Source organism: Streptomyces sp. TS71-3 (assembly GCF_018327685.1).
Lineage (GTDB): Bacteria > Actinomycetota > Actinomycetes > Streptomycetales > Streptomycetaceae > Streptomyces.
Genome location: NZ_BNEL01000001.1, coordinates 3014825 through 3036016, shown reverse-complemented (window position 1 = coordinate 3036016; position 21192 = coordinate 3014825). Strand labels below are relative to the sequence as shown.

At 73.3% G+C, this 21192-nt stretch carries 1 protein-coding gene; it reads right to left on the bottom strand.

Annotated features, from left to right (window positions below):
* Positions 1–84: 84 nt before the first annotated feature.
* Positions 85–21189 (bottom strand): hypothetical protein, encoded by a 21105-nt coding sequence (locus tag Sm713_RS12295; protein WP_212909665.1) that lies wholly within the window; start codon positions 21187–21189, stop codon positions 85–87.
* Between the last annotated feature and the right edge of the window lie 3 nt (positions 21190–21192).

Genomic DNA, 21192 nt, shown 5'->3' with positions numbered 1-21192 from the left:
TCACACCGGCGGCCTCATGATGCCAGACCGGGTCGACGCCCTGGTAGCCCGTACCGCCCCGGGTGTTCCGCTGGCGGCTGTGCATCATGTCGATGCCTGGCCACGGTCCGGCGGTGGGATGGCGGGGGTGGGTGTGGGCTCGGTGGCCCCGTGAGCGATCTCGTCGGGGAACAGCCCGTTCACGGCGACGTGCTCCCGCAGTTCGTCCTCGGTCAGCGGGGCCAGGTACCGGTACCGGCTCCACCCGTCGACGTAGCGGACCTCGTAGGATCCGTTGTGCATGTCGTCCCACAACTGGGCCGACCTCATCACCTCGTGCAGGCTGTGGTAGCCGACCACGAGCATGTGCCCGGTCAGACCCAGCCGTATCTCGTTCAGGTCGAACTGCTGGCCCGTCGCTTCCTGGAGGCGCGTGGCCGTTTCGAGGATCAGCGCCAAGGAGCCGGACGTTCCCGTGGCCACCAGGGCACCCGTTTTCTGTCCTCTCTGGTGCAACGGCGCCTCAAGCGGCAGATGCATCTGGTCGATGCCCCTGACCCACGTCAGACGGGTCTTGCCGAACGGGCGGTACTCCACGACCTCCTTGCGTTCGGCGTCACTGAGCGGAGGCACCGCGTCCTCCGGCCGGAACACACGGCGGCCGGGCCGCCTCTCCTCTCGGCGCCACACACGTTCATTGTCGACGTCCGGGATATCCGCGTGCGTGGGGACGTCGATGGAACCCTTCAGTGTTTTCGAACTGACCGAGTAGAAGAGCAACGCAGCCAACTCGCGCATATTCCCACTGCTTATGACTTCGCGCAGGGTACGTACGTTCTGTCCCACACTGCCGGGGGCGCCATCGCGCCGGCCCAGGTGAATCACCTGTTCGGGCGCGTCCGTCACAAGGGTGTCCCACATCGCCTTGGCGAACGTCCGAGCCGCCTCCGTCGCCTCCGGACGCTGGATCAGATAGCGGCCGAGCCGCTCCTCGAAGGCCTCCGCGGCCTCGGAGAAACGGATACCCCGGAGATCGGCCTCGCTCGCGGGTGGTGCGGTGGCAGGCGGTGCGGTGGCGGCCGCCTGCTGCGGGACCTTCTTCCGGAAGGGCAGGGACGGGCTGAACTCCGCGGATTCCAGGACCTCCTGGGACGGGTCCTCCGGCACGGCATCCGCCGCGGTCACGGCCGCGTCCTCCGGGGATTCCCCGTGACCCGTGCGGCCGGCCACCGTTCCCCGAGACGGGGTGAAGCGCCGGAACCTCAGCTCACCGGGGGCCGGCCTGCCGGACTTCGAGGACCGCAGGTACAGCGAGGTGCTGCCGTCCGCCCGGCGCTCCACACCGATCACGGCCGTCGGCGCGAAGACGACCCGACCGGTGGCGTCCGCAACGGCCTGCGCCCTTGCCGGGGTCATCACACCCGACCCGTTCACGCCGTCCGCCCCCGACTCGCACGAGACCGCGACGAGCGGCGTGGACGCGGGCAGCTCACCCAGCGCCCCGTTCACCGCGGTGGCATCCGCCCCCGCGAGGGAACCGTCCTCGTCGACCAGGGTGTCACCGTGGGCCACCACGAAGAACGGCTCCGCCGCATCCTCACCGCGCCGCGACCACGGCACCTCCCACGAACGGTCGCCACCCGTGCCCTCGGCACTCTTGATCCGGAACCGGCGGGCCTTCGCCAGGCCGCCCAGCAGGCGTTCCCGCTGCTTCCACTCCGAGTCCGCCAGCCTCGCAGCACCGATGGTCCGGCCCTCGGGGTCCCTGATCGTGTGGAAGCCGGGAGGGGGTGCGGTGACCTGCCCGTCCGGGGGCACGGTCGGCCTGGTGCCCGTGTCCGTGCCGGTGTCCGTGGGTGTGGGTGTGCCGGTGGTCGTATCCGTGTCCGTGGTCGTATCCGTGTCCGTGGTCGTGCTCGTGTCCGTGGACGTGCCCGTGGTCCCGTCGTCCGCGGCGGTGTTCCTCGGTACGGCGGCCCTGAAGCCGTCCGAGCCGGTCGCCAGCACCACCGGTGCCTGCCCGTCCGGGGCGGGGAAGCGCGTCACTTCACCGCTGCGGGTGTCCACCAGGTCGACGCCGACCGACAGCGTCCTGGCCGCGGTGCTCGCCACCGCCCGGGTCATCGTGTCGTTCCAGGGGCCGGGCGAGCGCAGCAGGACGGCGAGTTGCTTGTGGGGGGACAGCCCGGCGTCGGCGAGGGGCAGCCGGCCGCCGAGCAGTTCGGCCTGGGCGCGCTCCGTGGCACCCAGGGTGACTCCCGCGGCGTCCAGTTCGTCGAGGGAGACGTCCACACCGTCGACGGGCAACGGGCCCTCCGGCGGCATGTCGCTCTCCCCGACCTCGGCGGCGAGAGTGCGCCGCAACGCGTCGGCGACGCTCTCCCCCGGGTGCGGGGTCAGCCCCGGCGACCGCCTACCGTCCGGCCCGAGAGCGTCGGCGAGCGCCTCGGTGAAGCCGGTGGCTCCGGTGTCCCGCACGTCGAGCACCGTGCCGTCCCCGGCGGTCAGCTCCGACGGGCCCGACACCGTGTAGGCGGGCTCCGGCTCCGGGGCGGGCTCCTGGGCGAGCCGCGCCGGGGTGTCCTGTGTCGGGGTGTCCTGCGCCGGGGTGTCCTGCGTCCCGGTGGCGCCGGTCTGCCCGTCGCCCGCCTCCTCGGGAGCCGGCCCCCGGCGCGGCTCGAACCTCACCCAGCCCGCGGTCTGCCGCTTCGTCCCCGGGGCCACGATCGCCTCGACGTTCACCAGGCCGCTGGGGGCGTACACCACCCGCCCGGTCTCGTCGGCGACGAGCTGCGCCACCAGCCCTGCGTCCTGCTCCGTGCCGTCGCCCGTCGAGCAGGACACGAGCACGACGGGCGTGTCGGAGGAGAGCTGGGACAGGCTCGGGCGCCGGCGCAGGAAGCGGCCCAGTTCCGAGCCGTTCACGTGCACGCTGCGGTACTCCGTGCGGTCCGGCTGCGTCCGCCCGCCGACGACGGTCTGCAGCGTCACCGAGGTCGGGTTGCCGTGGGCGTTGAAGAAGTACGGGGTGCGGCCCGCGGCGATGTCCGCCGCCCACGGCACCTCGGCCTCCGGCTGCTGCAGGCTCCACAGGTGGCCGTCCACCGCGCGCCCGGGGAGGTAGCGGACCCGCCGGTGCAGGTCCTGCTGGTGCTCCTCGCGAGCTGCCTGGTCGGCCTGCGTGTGGGAGGCGCGCCCCACCGACCGGTGGGTGGGACCGGTGATCGTGTGCGTGACCACGTCGCGGTCCAGCAGGACGGTCCCGCTGGTGGTGCGGATGACTCCGGGCGCCGGCGACCCGCCGCCGTCCGCGGTGTCGCGCCGGTCCAGGTCGCCGGGCCGGCTGACGATCCAGTTGCCGACCGGGTCGACGGCCCGGGGCAACCGGAACTGGCTGATGACCCGCTTACGGGAACCGGGCACCGGCAGTGCCTCCAGCGCTCCGCTGGTCGACCACACCTCGCGCCCGGTCCTGGCCGCCACCAGACGGGGCAGGTCGAGTCCCCGTGCGCCGCCGAACGGCACGAGCAGGACCACCGGCGTACCCGGATCGGCGCCCTGGAGGTCGGGGTCGGCGGCGAGCAGGTCGGCGAACTCGGCGGGGCTCAGCTTCGTGGTCGTCCCGTCGCCGAGCTGCACCGTGACGCCGTGGGGGCCGCCCACCGCCCTGACCACGAACGGTGCGGGCCGGTCCTGGCCCGACCAGGGCGCCCGCACCCGGGTGAGGGTGTACTTCTCCTCGCCTTCTTCGTCCGCGAGTGCTACCTCGTCGGTCACCAGACCGGCGAGTCCCCCGGCCTCGCGGTCGGCGAACGGCGTGAAGTCCCGCCCGATCGTCCGCTGCGCGCTGCCGGTGCCCTTCGTCAGCGGGGTGCCGACCGGCGCCGACGGATCCGCCTCGGAGCCGGAGTCGGGGTGGAAGCCGGCCGGGGTGGCACCGGGGGCCGGGGAGAGCGAGACCTTCAACGCCAGGCCGTGCTCGCGGGCGAAGTCCTTCAGCCGCGTCCTGTTCAGGCGGGCCTGCTCGTGGGAGGCCTCGTCCGTGTACGTGAGCACGATCTTCTCGACGTCCCACCAGCGCAGGTCCCCGTGGATCAGGGCCCCGAAGCGGGCGTCCGTGGCCGGCCGTCCCGCGGTGAGCCGCCGCCGCAGATCGTGGTCGAGCGCGAACTTCGTCGCCTCGCCGAGAGCCAGCCGTACCGCGTTCGCGTCCCCGTGGGCGATCAGGGGGTGCAGCGAGGACAGCGTCGCGCCGTGGCCGGGGTCGGCCGGTGCGTGGACGTCGTCCGCGCTGAAGGTGTGGACGGTGCGCCGGCGGACGTTCTGCTCCCAGTGGATGACCGCGTTGCCCAGGCCCGGGGCGCCCGCCTTCTGGAACCTGCTGGAGACGAGCGCGGCCGGCAGCGAACCGTCCTTCGGGTCGGCCGCCGCACGCGCGCCGCCGGTGCCCGCCAGCACCCCGCCGAGGTCCACGTCCGGCCCGGCGGTCAGCGCCGCCAGCAACGGGCCGCCGTCGGTCCCGCCGTCCAGGTTGACCTGGCTGACCAGGGACATCCCCTCGGTCAGATGCCGGTGCACGGTGTCGAAGAACTCCTCGACCTCGTCGTCCGGAACGGGGTAGAGCCGCGCCGTGGCGGGGGTGGTCGCGATCCGGTCACGTGCCGCCTGCACGTCCCGGGCCCCGAGCTGCTTCGCGCGCCGCTCGGCCATCACCAGCCGCAGGGCCGCGGCCTGGCCGACCCGCCTCCAGGTGCCCCACCGCTTCACCAGGGACTGGTAGACGCTCAGGTCCTCCTCGGCACGGGCCATGCGGTGCTCGACGAGCTGCCGCAGGGAACCGTTCCCGTCGTCGTCGGCCGGCTGCGCTGCGTCCGGTCCCGTGGCGCCGAGCTGCCGGCTGCGCATCGACAGCTCGGAGGTCTCGTCCCACATGGTGTCGAGCACGTCCTCGGGGTCGGCCCCCGAGGTCAGCAGCCGGGTGATCCGCATGTCGCCCAGGCCGGGCACCATCTGCTGCGTGTGCGGCACGCCGGCCTCGCGCCGCGCCACCTCCGCGCGGATCTGCGCCTCCTCGGCCGCCAGCACCGCCAGCTCGTCCGAGAGGTCCTGGTGGTGCCTGCCGCCGCGGGAGCGTCCCGACAGGGCGCGGCGCAGTTCGCGGATGCGGTCCTGGCGCACTTCGAGGCCCTCCGCCAGATCGGCGTCGGGACCGGCCAGGAACGGGGTCAGATCGCTGTCGAGCAGGGTCTCCCTGAGCCCGGCGACCTCCTCGGCCATCCGGGCCGCCTCGTCCTGGCGCGTCACGGGGTCCGCCGTCCGGTCGTCGAGCGTCCGGGCGATGGCGGAGGACAGCTTGCGGATCCTCCAGCGGCGTACCTGGTCGGCGTCGAAGTGGTCCTCGACGGCCCGGCCCGTGCGCCGGCGCGGGGCGTCGGACGGGTGGGTGGCGACGGGCATGGGGGCGTCCGCGGGCGCGGTGTCCGCCGGCGCCGTGTCCGCGGGTGCCTGGCCGGTGCGGGACGGGTCGTCCGCGACCGGTGCCGTCCGCCGGGGCAGCAGGTAGTCGGTGATCTGGTCGAGGTCGGCGTCGGAGAAGCCCTTCGCGGCATCGCGGAAGTACTCCTCGGGCTTGGGCTTCCTGGGCTTGGCGACGAACAGCCACGTGGGGAAGCGGTGGTTCGGCAGCTTGTTCTTCTCGGCCTCCGGCGTCGCGGGGTCCTCGGCCACGGCCTGGACCCGCTTCATCACCTTCCCGGTACGGGTCGGCGGCTCCGCCACCAGGATGCGCTCGTACCCCGCGGCCAGCCCGCCCCGGCCGGTGCTCAGCGAGTTGTTCGCGGCGTGCCAGATCGTCATCCGGTCGCCGCCGGCGCTGTCGGGCTCCTCCATGTACCGCACGGTGTAGCCCAGCATCGCGAGGGACTCCATGTTGCCGCTGCGGAAGCCGAGGTGGTGCGTGGTGCGGCTGTTGCGCTGCAGGTACTCGTAGAGCTTGAGCTGGCCGATGCGGTCGTCGCCGCCCCAGGCGTGCAGTGCCTCCTTGTCGCCCTTCCAGTAGTTCGTCAGGTTTCGGACGTCCAGGCCGAGGGCCCGGGCCTCCCGGACGATGTCGGTGTACTTGTCCTTGTGGTCGGGGTCGGCGTACGCGTCACCCGTGATCACTACCAGCGGCGCTTCCCCGCGGTCACGCGACCGGTCCGCCAGGCGGCGCAGGATCTGCCGCATTCCCTCGTACGAGGTGTCGTGCTCCGCGTGCGCGCTGCCCGTCTTGCCGCTGAACCGCGACCACAGCACGACCGTGTCCCGGTCGCTCCGCGGCACCACACCCTTCTCGTCCAGCCACGCGCCGACCGTCTCCTGCGTCGCCGGCGGGAACCCGGCATCGTCGACGCCCCACGCCTTGCGCACCGCCCGGCGCACGTCCACGGTGAAGTTGGCGGCCACCCACTTGGTGCCCGCGTTGATCCTCAGCAGGTCCTTGTGCCGGTTGAAGTCGCCGGGCAGCTTGCGGCCGAGGATCGTCTCCGCCTCGCGCTGCCCCGCCTCCTCCAGCTTCCGGCCCCGTGCCTCGACCAGGTGGACCCGCTCCGGGGGCACGCCGCTCTTGAGGTAGTAGTCGGCGATGCCCTGTGCCGTACCGGGTTTGACCTTCTCCGGGGTGAGCCCGGCGACGACCACGACGTGCAGGTTCGGGTCGCTGATCAACGCCGCCGCGATGCCGAACTGGTCGCCTGTCGCGTACCCCTGGTGGACGAGCACCCGCGGGCGCGACGGCCGCTGGTCGCCGTCCTGCCGCCTGGACAGCGCGGCGGACAGCTCGTCGTCGAGCCCGCGCACGTGCATCACGAGCCTGGCCCGGTCCACGTGGCTCAGCCCCAGCGAGCCGACCCTGACCTGGGTACCGGCGCGCACCGGGCCCTGTCCGGTGATCCCCAGGTCCGCCAGGTCCCGGCCCCGCACCTTCTTGTCCAGCAGGCCCGGCTCGTCCAGGCGGCGGCGCATGTCCTCCGTCAGGTCGCTGTCGAACAGGTCGGGGAGCCGCCGCGGTTGGGGCTGGCTCGGCTGGGCGTGAGCCGTCTGCGCCTGGCTCGCCGGCGTCCGGTTCGCCGGGTGCTGACCGCCCTGGGGACGGTTCGGCCCTGACCGCCCCGGCTGCCGCTGACCGCCCTCTGGCCGGTTCGTCTGCGGCCGGCTCGCCTGTGACGGGCCGGGCTCGGACTGGTTCGCGCGTGCCCGGCTCGGGTCCGACGGGCCGGCCTCGGACTGGTTCGTCCCCGGGTGGGACGCCTCCGACTGGCCCGTCTGCTGGTCCGGCTGCTGATTCGGCTGTGACTGGTTCGTCTGGGCCTGGCGGCCCCGCTGCTGGCGCGCCCTCCGGTCCCCGTTGCCCTCGCTCAACGAGTCGAAGCCGTGCTCCAGCGGGTCCCGGAGCCGGATCGCGGGCCGGGGCGCGGGGCGGGCGAGCAGGAACTCGCCGCCGCGCCGGTACAGGGTGACCGTCCGGCCGTCCCGCACCCCGGCGCCGGTGTAGGTGCGTGCGCTGCCGTCCTCCGACACGACCGTGACGGTGGCGTGGTAGACGTCGGCGGCGAGCTGGGCCGCGGTCCCCGAGGTGGCGTCGTCCCAGTGGCGGGCGGTGTGCAGGTGGGTGCGGAGCAGGGCCCGCTCCTGTGCCGGCGACAGTGCCAGGTCCGCCGGGAGCCTGCCGCCGTCGCGGCGGAACTGCTCGGACTGCTCGGCGTCCAGTGCGACCCGGGCCCGTTTCAGCTCGTCGTGGCTGAAGCGGGCGCCCCTGTCGAGCACCGCGGTCGAGGGCAGGCGCGCGCCCTGGACCATGCCGACCGTGTCGCGCTCGCGGTTCGGGTGGAAGGCGGCGGCGAGGGCGGGCCAGAAGCCGTTGCCGTCCCCGGTGGGTGCGACCAGCGTGTGCGGGGTGCCGTCGGGGCCGGTGAGCACGGGTGCGCCCGTCCCGGTGCCGTACCGCCATCCGGCGCCCGTCCGCGCCGTCCACGGCATGGTGTCGTGCGCCGGCCGCACGGGCGGGTCCTCGGAGGTGGGGGTGCTGCCCTCGGACTCCGCGGATTCCGCGGACTTCCCGGGCTTCCCGTACTTCCCGGTCTCTCCGCCCTCCCCGGCCTGCCCCGGGGGCGTCCGCGTGAGCGCCGTCTCGGGTGCGGTCCCGGGGGCCGGTCGCGCGGGGAGCGGCGGCCGGTCCACGGAGGTGCCTTCGGGGACGGCCAGCCGGTAGTGGCGGTTCGCCAGGTGCAGCACCACGTGCGGGAGCCGGTCCGGGGTGTCGGTCCCGGGGGCGCCGGACGGGGGCAGGAAGTCCTGGAAGCCGCCGTCGGCGCGGACCACGGTGATCCGGGCGCCGAGGGTGCGGGCGGCCAGGGCGGGGAGCAGGTCGGCGCCGCCGTGGTCCCAGCCGCCGCCGTCGGCGGTGTCGCCGGGGCGGCGCAGGGCCGTGGCGGCGAGGCGGCTGCGCGAATCCTGCGGCAGCCGGGTGTGCAGGGGCAGCTTTCCGGTGGCGTCCCACTCGCGCTGTCCCGGCGGGTCCGCGTCGAAGGAGACGCCGGCGTCGGCGAGTTCTTCTTCGGTGTAGGCGTCCTCGGTGTCGGGGGACGTGAAGGCCGCCAGGTCGGAGTTGGCGGGGTCGTCCAGGCCGGCGGCGAGCAGTTCGCGCAGCTCGGCGGCGGTCTCCTCGCGTTCCCGCGGGTCCGCAGAGGCCGGCCCGCCGGCCCGGCCCGCCGGATCCAGCAGGCGCAGTCCGTCGGCCAGGGCGTGGTAGAAGGCGTCGCCGTCCTCGGGCACGTCGTGGAGCTCGTACCGCCGGCCCTCCGGTGAGGTCAGCGCGTCGGTGGTGCCGGTACCCTCCTCGCCGGTCGTGACGGTGTACCGGGCGACCGGTTCCGCGCTCTCCTTCGGCAGTGCGGGCAGCGGGCGGTAGACGACCGGCTCCGGCTCGGTGACCCCGGCGCGGCGCTCCGGCTCGCCGGGGGTGCCCTGCTCGGCGGGCAGCCGGTGCCAGCGGGTGAGCCGATCGGCCTCGCCCCGCACCCGGTGGAAGTCGGCTGCCTCGCCCTCGGCCCTGACCAGTTCGGCCCGCATCGCGGTGTGCCGGGTGTGCAGGCTCCGGCGGACCTCCTTGAGCTCGGCGGTCACCTCGCGCACCTGCCGCCGCGCGGCGGCCACGTCCTGCTCGGCGGAGTCGTCGGCGCTGTCCTGGCTGTAGACGCTGCCCGAACTCGCGGCACTGTCCTGGCTGTAGAAACTGCCGGAGGTCGCCGCACTGTCCTGGCTGTACACACTCCCCGAACTCGCGGCACTGTCCTGGCTGTAGAAACTGCCGGAGGTCGCCGCACTGTCCTGGCTGTACACACTCCCCGACGTCGCCGCACTGTCCTGGCTGTACACACTCCCCGAACTCGCGGCACTGTCCTGGCTGTACACACTCCCCGAACTCGCGGCACTGTCCTGGCTGTACACACTCCCCGACGTCGCCGCACTCTCCTGGCTGTACACACTCCCCGAATCCGCGGTACTCCCCTGGCCGGCGGCGTCCTGGCGGGCGAGCTCCCGTGCCCGCAGGGCCTGTTCCAGCCTCAGCTTGGCCGCGCTCCGCTCGTGCAGCAGCTCGTCGTGGCGGTCCCGCAGCTCGGCGGTCGCCCGCCGGTTCTCCCAGTACGCCTTGTCCGCGTCCGCCCACGCGGTGCCGGCCCTGGCGACCTCCGCCCAGGCGTCGGCGACCTGTTGCGGGAACGTCTCGTCGTCGATCAGGCCGAGTTCGCGTGCCACGTCCTCGCGCACCCAGGCCAGCACCGTGGTCTGCGTCTCCACCGCACGTGGCCCGTGCTTGACGTGGCCGAACGGGGTGAGGCGGTCGGCCAGCCAGGCGGCGGGGGCGCTGTCCTTGACGTGCCGGTGCACCTCCGCGACGCCCAGCCAGTCGGTCGGGACGGCGAAGAGGAAGCTCCGGCCCGCCTTGGGCTTGACGTTGGGCCAGGCGGTCTCGGTGCTGCCCAGGCCCCGGCCGTCGGTCTCGCCGGTGTTGATGCCGGTACCGGATGCCTGGGGTCCCAGGACGCCGATCGGATCGGTGGCCACCGTCGGCTGCCCGCCGACGACCGACTCCTGCACACCGTTGCGGGTGACCGACGTGTCCGAGCCGGTCGAGTAGCGGGTGGGGGCCTCCATCACGGTGTCCGGCGCCACCGCCATCAGCTGCGCGTTGCCGAAGTCGGGCCTGGAGTAGAACCGGATGCCGCCGTCCGCGCCGCCCACCAGGGTGTCCTCGCTCAGTCCCTCCACCCCGTAGCCGTCCGCGGTCGTGGTGTCCCGGTAGAAGGAGGTGATCGCGGAGTTGCTGGTGCCCTCGTACAGCGCGAGGGCGGATGCCGTGCCCGGCCTGGTCAGTCCCGTACGGCGTGCCTTGGTCACCGCCTCGTCCAGAGCGGTGTCCGTCAGCCGCGCTCCGGGGGGCATGGGCGTGACGGCGCCCATCGCGGTGGCGGTCGCGATGCTCGCGGCGGCCCGCAGCGCACCGTCCGGCGCGGCCTTCTCGGGCTTCACGGCCACCGGCCCGGCACCGTACGCCTGGGCGACCGCGACGTCGGCGGCGGCCCGCAGGTCGTCGAGACCGACGACGCGGCGGACCAGGAAGCCGTTCTCCGGAGACTCGAAGGGCGGCTGGGCGCCGCCGCGCGAGCGCCACGCGTCGATGGCCTTCCTGGAGACGGCCCCGGGCCGCCAGACGGAGACGCCCGGCGCCTTCTTCTCCAGGGCCGGGGTGCCGAGCGGGTCGTCCTTGCCGGCCTGGGCGGAGCCGGGCGTGGTGAGGCTGATCGGAATCTGCTCGCGCAGCCTGCCGACGTCCCCCTCGGCCTCGGCGACGGTGCGCTCGCCGAGGTCCAGGGAGAGCTTCAGGCGGTAGTCGGTGTGGAAGTTCGCGTGCGGTTCGTTCGTGTTGAACCAGTGCATCGCCATCTTGGTGAGGGAGCGGCTGGTCGAGCTGGACGCGGAGCTCGAACCCGACTCCCCGTAGGTGGGCCCGGCGGCGCTCAGCACCGGCTCGTGCGTGCGGACGGCCTCGCCGACGTTCGCACCGAGCGAGCGGTCGCGGCTGCGGGTGAGCCGGCCGCTGACCGTCTCGGTGGCGAAGCGCATGTCGAGCAGGCTGATGCTGTGGTCCAGGCCGGAGAACTCGGGCTCTCCCGCGACGAGTTCCATGCGCAGCAGCGCGTTGCGGCCGCCGATCCGCACCGAGCGGACGCCCCATCCGCCGACGCGGGTGCGGGCGCGGGTCCCGGTGGCGGCCAGCTCGTCCTTCAGGGCCCGCATCGCGCGCGGGGTCACCAGCGAGTGGATGCGCTCCCGGCTCGCGGTGTCGACGGCCAGGTCGTCCAGCTGCGCGTCGAAGTCGGCGAGCACGTCGGCCGTGTCGAAGCCGTTGGCGGGATAGGAGCCGAACGGGTTCTCCCGCAGCCACCGCGGCAGGGTCCACTTCTGTGCGGTGTACCCGGGCACCTCGCCCAGCTTGTCCTTGATGAGACCCAGCCGGTGCGCGGCCTTCTCCGGCAGGTGGCCGAGCCAGTCCGCGGCGAAGGTCAGGCGCTGCCCGGCCGCGGAACCGCGGTACCAGGTGGCGAGGCGGTGCAGCGGGGAGAGCACACCGTCGGTGCGGACCGTCGCGGCGATGTCGTGCTGGACGTCCGCGGACACCAGCACCTTGTGGCCCTCGTCGTCGAGCTCTAGCTCGGAGGTGCTGGTCTTGGTGACCGTGCGGGTCTCACCGCGGGAGCGGCCCCAGCCCCCGAGCAGCCCGTACGACCCGGAGACGGAGGGACCGACGGGGTGGCTGTGGGAGAGGCCGCCGTTGGCGGTGACGGTGAAGCTGCGGGTGGTGGTCACGCCGCCGGACGTCTCGTGCGAGGCGCTGATCGTCAGATCGCTCTCGACCTTGATCGGCTTGGACACCACGACGGGGTTGAGCAGCCGCGTGCGGTGCACCAGCGTGCCGAGCCGGTTCAGGTAGGGACCCTTGCCGAACAGGCCGACGATCCTGGAACCCGTGCGGCCCGAGGTCTGGTCGAAGCCTCCGGACAGGTACTGCGGCTGGAACGGCCGCAGTGCGGCGTCGTGCGACGCGGTGCCGATCGTCGTGAAGTGCCACAGGTCGCCGGAGGCGTCCTTGAGGACCTGCTCGACGCCCTGCACCAGCTCCCGGTGGGCACCGACGCTGATGGTGCCGGGGTTCTCGTCGCCGAACACGTCGGGGCCGTGGGTGGTGGGCGCGCCCCTGGTGCCGGCGTCCCCGGTGGCCGGCTTCTCCTCGGCGTCGACGACGATCAGCCGGGCGCTCCCGTCGGCGGGCCCGTCGGTGCCCCGGTCCGCGGTGTCGCCGGTCGCCGGTGCCCCGCGGCGGGGCGCGGGCCCGTCCTTGGGGAGCCCGCTCGCCAGCGCCGCGGCCTCCTGGGGGTCCATCCGCTCGGTCCGTACCCGGGGCTTGCTCGCGCGCCCGGCGTGCGGGTCGGTGGCGGGGGTGTGCTCGTCCGGGACGGAGAGCACGACACGGCCCCCCACCGGGGCGCCGGCCGTGCGGCCGACGAGGTCGATCTGCCGTTCCGGCATGACGAAGAAGTGCGTGCCGAGCAGTCCCAGCGAGCCGACGCCCCGCCAGATGCTGCGGAACCGCCAGTAGCCGCCGGTCTGCGCGGTCAGCTCCAGCTGGTAGCTGTGCAGCTGGGACCGGGTGGCCGTGATGGCCATCGCCTCGTGGGAGACGGAGGGGCCGTACCCGGTCCTGTTGCTCTTCATCCGGCCCCAGACCGCGGCGATCCGGCCGGTGCCGATGTTCCGGGGGACGCCGACGGTGTCCTTCTCCGCGTCGCGGACCGCGGCGCTCGCCTCGATGCCGTGCTCGGTTCCCCTGCTGACCTGCTGGAACCCGTCCAGGCGGTCCGTGCCGGGCGCGCTGTTCCGCAGGATGAGGTCGTTCTGGGTGCCCTCGTAGCGGCGGTCGCTCAGCCTGCCGTCGATCCAGATGTACCGGTAGGCGCGGGTGAACCTGCCGGGGACGACGAGGCCGATCCTGAGCCCGGTCCTGACGAGGTTCTCCAGGTTGCCCGAGACGCTGTGCTCGGAGAGCGTGGTGATGACGTTCAGGGTGTTCTGGAGCGCCATCCGGTAGTGGTCGGCGTTGCGCCAGCGCGGGTCGGACGGATCGCCGAACTCCTCCAGGGGCGCGATCATGCTGGGGTGCTCGCGGGCGGCGGCGCGGATCACCTGGTCGGTGAAGGACTCCAGCAGGGAGAGCGGGCGGTCCGCGCCCTCCACGGGGCGCACGGTCTCGCCGTTGTCGTACGTGAACGTCTCCGGCCGGGCCATGCCGAGGACGGTCGGGTCGTCCTTGGGCAGGTAGACCGGCGCGAAGGGCTCGTTCCCGCTCCTGCTGCGCTCGGTGGTGCCGTCGTCCCAGCCCCCCAGGCGGCGCGCCTCGGTGCGCGTCATCCTGTCCAGGCTCCAGGTGGTGAACGGCGTCGGCTCCGTGTCGCCCGTCCTGCGCACGTACACGGTCTTGCTGACCAGGTACAGCTCGGTCGGAACGCTCTTCGCGCGGCCGCCGATCCGCCGGGCGCCCGAGCCGCCGAACACGCTGCCGTGCGTCGTGCTGCGGCGGTACCGCCCGAAGAACCCGAACGCCGCCCGCAGGCTCGCCGGGGCGCCGAAGAAGCCCAGCAGGTCGAAGCTGGGACCGGCGACCGCGTTGACCTCCTGCGAGTAGGTCTTCGACAGCGTGCGTTCGTTCTTGACCGTCTGCTGGACGTAGTGGCGCAGCTCGGCGGCGCTGGTCTCCGAGAGCAGCCGGGCCTTGCCGGGCACCACCCGGTCCACCACGAAGGCGCCCAGCGGCGTGCCGGAGGAGTCGTTGTCGACGAGCTGGCGGCTGGTGACCGGGCCGCGCGCCATCCGGTCCGACATCCGGTGGAAGTTCTCGGTGGTGAAGAACCCGGCGGCCTCGTCGTAGGCCGGGGTGCCCGGCTCGGCGCCCACCTTCGCGAGCGCCCAGTCGCGGATGTGGGAGACGGGCCCGAAGTCCTGGGTGTTCACGAGCCGGTAGGCCGACTCGGGGCCCAGCTCCATGGTGCGCGGCACCCGGCCCGGCTCGCTCGGTGACGTCTCGCCGTCCGGCACCCGTACGGTGATCCCGTTGCGGACGCCGAACGTCGTGTGGGCGTCGCCCGCGAAGAACGACCTGGGCAGGCCGGACGTGGTGACGGTGCTCGGCGGGCCGCTCAGCCACGCCTCGTACTGCACGTCGTCCAGGTGCACGTGGGAGCCGTCGGAGCGGCGGGTCTCGCCCCGGCTGTGGGTCTGGTCCTGCATGGCGAACTCGAACGCGCGCTGGTAGCCGATCGAGCCGCCCACCCGCCCGTACGCCGCGAGGCCGGCCGGCGGTCCGATGGCCACGCTCGGCGCGAACCGGTGGGTGGTGTTGATCGCCTTGAGGCCGCCGACGGTGACCTGGCTGCGGTCGCCGGCGTCGACCTTCACGGGAACGCCGTGGGCGTCGGCGAACCTCTCCCAGTTGCCGTGCGGCCTGGCGACGACGTGCAGCACCCGGACCTGGCCGTTCGCGTCCACGAACGGCGGGGACTCGTAGCCGTCGCCCTCCAGGACCCGGGGCATGCCGCGCATCGTGTCCTCAAGGCGGGCGATCGGATCCGAGGACCGGCCGAGGCCGAAGTGGCCGCCGATCTCCCGGACGACGGCGTCGACGCCGCGCAGGGTGACCGCGTTGGCCCCGTACCTGGCGTCCGCCGCGTCCCCGGTGTGCTCGCCGGTCAGGTACTCGGGCAGCCGGCTGCCGTCGCTGAAGGCCACCGGCCGGCCGGCGGCCGGCGGGGGCAGCATCGAGCGGTCGAGGCGCGGCGGGCGGTGCACGTCGAGCTGGGTGTCGATGCGCAGGAACGGGTCCTGCGGCTCGGTCGCCGGTTCCGGGGTCTCGTCCGGATCCTCTTCGGAGGTGGTCCCGTCGTCCGTGGAGCCGTCGTGCCGCTTGCGTATCTCCGGGGGGTCGGGGGCGAAGCGGACCCGCTTGACGCGGGCTGGGCCGGCCGGTCCCGAGGTCGTGGACGAGTCCTGTGCCGACTTCTGGTCCTGTGCCGACTTCTGGTCCTGTCCCTGACCCGGCCTCTGCTCCCGGCCCTGCTTGGGCGGCTCGTTCACGGTCCCGGACAGTGCCACGGCCGAGTAGTGGTCGGTGCCGTTGTAGTGCACGTACAGGGTGCGGGCCGCGTCGGGGTGCTGGTGCTGGTCCCGGGCGGCGTCGTCCTGTGCCACCACCACGTTCATGTCCAGGTATCCGGCCACGACCGGTATCACGGGGTCGAAGAACGGCGTGTTCCAGAGGTTCACGTCGCGGATGGCCCGCTCCACCAGGTCCGCCGTGGAGGTACCCCTGATCTCGGCGAGGCTGGGTGCGGCGCCGTCGGCGGCCCACCTCGGGTAGGCGGTGCTGAGCAGCCTGTCCCAGTGCTCCCGGGCCGGGGCGCCGCCGGCCCTGAGCTCCGCCAGGAGCCGGCCGCGCAGGATGTCCCGGTGGAAGTGGTCGTCCAGTCGCCTCTTGACGGCCCTCCGGTCGCCGGGACGGCCGGCCGCGCGCTCCTCCTGCACCTGCTTGACGACGCCGTCGGCGACCTTGATCTGCTGGTCGAGGCTGAGGGCGGGCAGGGCCGCGCCGCCCAGGACATGGCGGAGGGTGGGGGTGTCGAGATCCCGGACCAGCGTCTCCAGCGGGTCCGTGCCCAGCGCCTCGACCGCCGCACGGGCCGGAGATCCGGCGAACCACTGGGCCGCGTTCTCCCGCAGGGCGCCCACGGTGGTGCCGGCGAGGTCGGAGCCCGGGTGCTGCTGCCGGGCGCTCGTGATCAGCGCGGCGAAGTAGCAGTCGCCGTTCCCCGGGACGTTCAGCACGTCGAGGCCGGGGCGACCGCGCGACGGTGCCAGCTTCTTGACGGGCCGGTTGCCCCGCGTCTCGCTCAGTGCGTGCGAGGAGGCAGCGGACGGCTCCGTGTCCGACGGCTCGGTGTCCGACTCCGTGTCCACGCGGCGGCCCGGATCCTCGTGCAGGCCGGTATCAGGCGCCGGGTCCGGCCGGCCGGCCGGGGGTTGCGGTGTGAAGGCGGCCCACGAACCGCGCGCGCCGTCCTTGTCGAGGTGCAGCCAGGGGCGGACCCTGCCGGTGCTGTCCCACGCCGTTCCCACCTCGGTCGTCGGGGCGTGCACGACGCGCCCGGTCGCGTTCGCCACGAGTTGCGCGACGGGCACCCCGCCGTGCTCGGGCGGCCGGCCGGTCTGGCACGAGTACAGCACGATCGGCCGGTCCCGCGGCCCGAGGTCCATCCACCGCTGCAGGGCACGGCCGAACTCCTCGCCGCCGACGGTGTCGACCGTGCCGTCCTGGCGGGACAGCTCCATCCCGTCGGTGCTGCCGTGACCGAACCAGTAGGTGGCGTCGTCGCCCCACGGGCGGGTCCGGGCCGAGCCCTGGAACGCCTTGCGGATGCCGTTCCAGTCCCTGTACTCCGGGTCGGACACCACCAGGGGCCAGCGGTCCGCGCGCTGCTCCTGCTCGGTCGCGGAGTGGGAGCCGAGACCGACCAGTCGGGCGTCCTCGCCCTGTCCCTCCCACACCGCGTAGCGCCGTACCTGCCGGTCCGGCACCTGGCGGTCGTCCAGCGTCCGCACCGACGCCTCGTCGGGGTCGGGGTCGGCCACGGGCCGCAGCACCACGCGCGACACCGGCGGGGTACCCGTGCCGGTGGCGGGGACCGGTCCCGTGCCGTTGGCAGGAGTGAACGTGGCGGTCCCGACCGTCATGGACCGTCCCGGCGCCTGCGGGGTGGGTGCCACGTCGGTGTCGCCGCCCGAACGCCCGGCCGCCGGCCTCTCGTTGACGGGGTCCGCCCCGCCTCCCCACCACTCTCTCCGGAGTTGCCGGGCGGCGTTCCCGCCCTGCCCCTGGTGGCCACCCTCCCCGGGCTGGCCGGCGTGCCGCACGGGGCGCTGGGTCCGCCGGGGCGGCAGGTGGTCGTTGCTCCGTGCCTGGTCCTCCCCGCCGTGCTCGCCGAGCTCGTCGGAGGCGGGTTCCGTGTCGGGTTCGATGGCGCGGGTGACGTCCTGCGGTGCCCCCTGGTGGGTCGTCGCGTCGCTTCCGGGAGGGCGGGACGGACCGGTTGCCGAAACGGTGGTCGGCGTGGGCATGCGCACCGACGGGCCCACACTGCGGGATGTGCCGCTCTCGGTCAGGATCCGCTGCCCCGGCTCCCCGTCGTACGCCTGGTTGTCGCTCTCGGGCGTCACCCACTCCAGGGCGGACAGGCGCGACACCTCGACCGGGTCCAGCGCTGCCCCCTGCTCGGTGGCGCTCACCTCGCCCAGGCCGTAGGCCGACGCGTGCTTGTGCAGCGCCTTGGACAGCACGAGGGGGCCGGTCAGGGCGGCGCCGTTGCCGACCAGCTCCTTCCCGGACATCTCCCCGGCGAAATCCGGGATCTCCTCGATGACGCGGTCGATGAACCGCGAGTTCGGCGGTACGGCGAAGAAGTGGTTGCCGAACTCGCCCTTGGCCATCACGTGTGCCGCAACCTCATCCGGCGAGACCTGGTCGGGGGTGGTACCGAGGTTCTGCGCGAGTTCGTCGCGGATCCGCTGGAACTCCGTGTTGTCCCGGATCATCGGCCCGAGGACGGGGATGTCGTCGGGCCCCATCCTGCGCAGCGGCCGGTCGAGGTCGACGGACCCCGGGGCGATGTCCACGTCCTGGTAGAAGCCGCCGCTCACTTTCAGGACGGCGTAGCGTGCGGCGTCCGAGGCGACCGGCAGGGCCCTCGGCTCGGTACGGGCGTTGGCGTAGACGTCACGCAGCTTGGCCAGTGCCGGATCCGTGATCTCGGCGGGAGGCTTCCGGCTCAGGAACCCACCGAAGACACCGGTGCGTGCCGGCTGCTTGAGCGGGAGGATCTGGGTGATCTCCCTGAACTCCACGCCCCGGGAGGTCAGATCGGTCCTCACCCCCGCGTCCCAGGTGCTGACGGCACGTCCCGAGGGTTCCGGGGCCGTGTCCGTCCAGATCCGCATCGTCCAGCCGGACCGGCGGGCCTTGTCGGCCCACTCCCGCATGTTCCGCACGGCGGCGGGCTCCATCGGCCGGCCCGCCCAGTAGAAGTTGAGGATCTTGGGCGGCTGCTTGAGGCCCAGGTCGTCGGCCATACCCGGGTCCTGGTAGAGCTCCGTGAGGCCGGTGACCGTCCCCGCCGCCTGCTGGTGCATGGTGACCGCCTCGGCGTGACCGAGCTGCCCGGCGAGCCGCTCGGCGCGCTCGCCGAGCCGCTGGACCAGCACGCGGGCGGCGCTGAACTGCCCGACGTTCGCGAGGTTCAGGACACCCTGGAGAACGGCGTCCCTCTCCTCCTCGTCCAGTGGGCGGTCGGCACGGGCCAGTTCGTGGAACGGTGTCTGCGTCCCGTCGCCGCTCTCGCTCAGGGCGCCCCAGGCGGGCTCGAAGCCCGCGTCCTCGTCGGCGGTGTCCACCGGGGGTGTGCTCGCCTGGTCGGGGCCGGACTGGGAGGTGTGCTGCGATGCGGGCTCCGGGCCGTGCTCCGAACGCGGCTCCGGACCGGACGCGACGGTGGAACGCGGGGCGGGCGGTGGGACGGACGGTGTGCCGGTGTCCGTCGCCCCCCTGTCCGCCTCCGGGGCACCCTCCGGCTTCGACGACGTGGGCGGCGGTGTCGATGTCGTGGTGGACAGGGGCGTGGGTGGCGGCGTCGAGCTGGTGGTGGGTGTGGAGGTGGGTGGCGGGACGGGCGTGGGCGACGGTGTGGTGGACGATGGCGTGCCCGAGGGCGTAGGTGCCGGGGTCCCCGCGGTCGGCGACGGTGTGGGGGTGGGCGTGGCCGAGGGTGTGGGGGTGGGTGTGGGGGCCGGACCCTGTGAAGGGGTCGGCGTGGGGGTCCCCGGAAGCCCCACCGGGGGTCCCGCGAGCGACGTCACGGGAGGCTCGGACGTGCGGAACGGGTCGCCGGCCGAGCTCCCGTTCTCCTGCGGCACGTCGGTGTTCCGGGTGCCGGTGCCGGTGCCGGTGTGGGTGCCCGTGCCGGTGCTCGTGTCGGTGTTGGTGTGGTCTTCGGTGTCAGTGTCAGTGTCAGTGCCGGTCTGAGTCTCGTCGCCGGTGTCGGTGTGGGTCTGCGTGTGGGTGTCGTTGCCGCCGCGCTGGGAGGTGTCGCCCTGCCCTGCCGGCCGGCCGCCCTGGCCCGGCTGATGCGGCACGTTCTGCTGATCGGACTGGTCCTGCTGGTTCTGTTGGTCCGCCTGGTGCTGCTGGTCCTGCTGGGCGGGATCGTCGTGCTGAGCCGGATCGTCCTGCTGCTGCTCCGACTGGTCAGGCTGGTCCGCCTGCTGCTGCCGCTGCGTCTGGTCGGGCTGGTGCGTACCGCTGCTCCCCGTACCGCTGCCCGTGCCGTGACCCGTGCCCTGGGGCACCGATTCGTGCGGCGCCCCCTCCCCGGTGTCCCCCGACGGGACGTGCCGCGGCGGCTGCTCCAGGCTGGAGTCGTCCGACACGGTGGAGGGTCTTCCGCCGCCGTGCGGTGTGCCCGTGCCCGAGGTGTGGGTGTCCGGGGCGTGCGTACCCGGCGTGTGGGTGCCCGAGGTGCCGCCCGGAACGTGCAGGCCGCCCGGGTCCGCGTCGGACACGTCGGACCCCACGGTGTCCGTGCTGCCCGGCCCGGCGTCGCCGGAACTGGTGGTGGGCACCCCGGACTCGTCGAACCGCGCGGACCCGGGGTCGCCGTCCGTGTCCCCGCCCGTACCCTGGCGGCCCTGGGTGCCCGCCCCGCGCCCGCCGCCCGACGGCGTGCCGTGGGGCACCCCGTGGCCGTCGGTGGTGCCGCCGTCGGTGAGGCCGTTCGCGCCGCCGCCGGGGGCGCCGGTGGTGGACGGGTTGCCCGCGTTGCCGATGCCGAGGGTCTTGTTCGCCCAGCCCCCCAGGCCGTGGGCACCGGCGCCCAGCGTCTCCTCGACCTTGCCGCTGATGCCTCCGCCCAGGAAGCTGTCCCAGCTGAACGAGAAGCCGTTGCCCGTCAGGGCGCTGATCGCACCCTCCGCGAGGGCCTCCGAGCCTCCCTCGGCGAGGAAGTTGCGGGAGTCGTGGCCCACGTTGCGCACGATGTTCACCGGCGTGAACCGGCCGGGGCCGTTGCCGGAGCCGTTCGGGGTGTTCTTCCCGATCGCGCCCGGCCCGTTGCTGACGTGCGGTTCCGGCGAGCCCTTGCCGTTCGGCGTCGGCAGGTCGTCGCCGTCGGGGCCCGGGGTGCTCTTCGGGTCAGGACCCGGGGACTTCGACCCGTCCACGTCCGGCGCGTGCTTGCCGTTCAGGCCGGGCGGGGGGTCCGCCTTCGAGTGGACGTCGTTCGGGAAGTCCTTGAACGGGTTGTTCTTGAGGTCGTTCTTGAAGATGTTCTTGAAGATGCCGTCGAGGTCGAGGGACTTGGAAATGCCGCCGTGGAAGAGCGCCGCCAGCCCGCCGAGCGCGCCGTCCAGGGCGATCTGGCCCCAGTCGAAGCCCTTGGGGCCCACGCCGTGCGGAGGGTCGACGATCATCGAGAGCCGCACGGCGAAGGCCATGAACGCCTCTTCGAACGCCTCGCTCAGGGTCGGCATCAGGTGCGTGCGGGACAGCAGGGTGTCCATGATCGTCAGAACGAGGACCCTGCTGCGGGCCTTCGCGACGGCCGCCTCTCCGGCGGACGACCCACCGCTGAAGACGGCGAGCACCGCGTCGATCAGGAGTTCGATGAGCAAGCGGATCAGCTCGGCGATGATCGCCCGCTTGGACTCCGCGATGTTCATCGAGGTGTTGATGCGGCCGTCGGCGATCTCGTCGAGCTGGTCGGCGAACTCGTGGAGATGGTTGGTGTTCCCGTCCCGCACGAACAGGTTCATCGCCTTGGTGTAGCGCTTGCCCACCTGGGGCGGCAGGGCCTTGCCGGTGCCGAAGACGGTCTGCTCGATGACGTCGGACAGGTCCCGGGCGTTCTGGCCGAGCTGCTTGAACGGCTTGTGGCTGTCGAAGGCCAGATCCTCGTTCGCCTGGAGCAGTCGCTCACCGATCAGGACGAACAGAAGGTCATTGAGCTTCTTCGAAGCCATGAT

Excerpts from the sequence above, each read along its gene's own strand:
- Sm713_RS12295 (WP_212909665.1), bottom strand. The coding sequence starts at position 21,189 with ATGGCTTCGAAGAAGCTCAATGACCTTCTGTTCGTCCTGATCGGTGAG.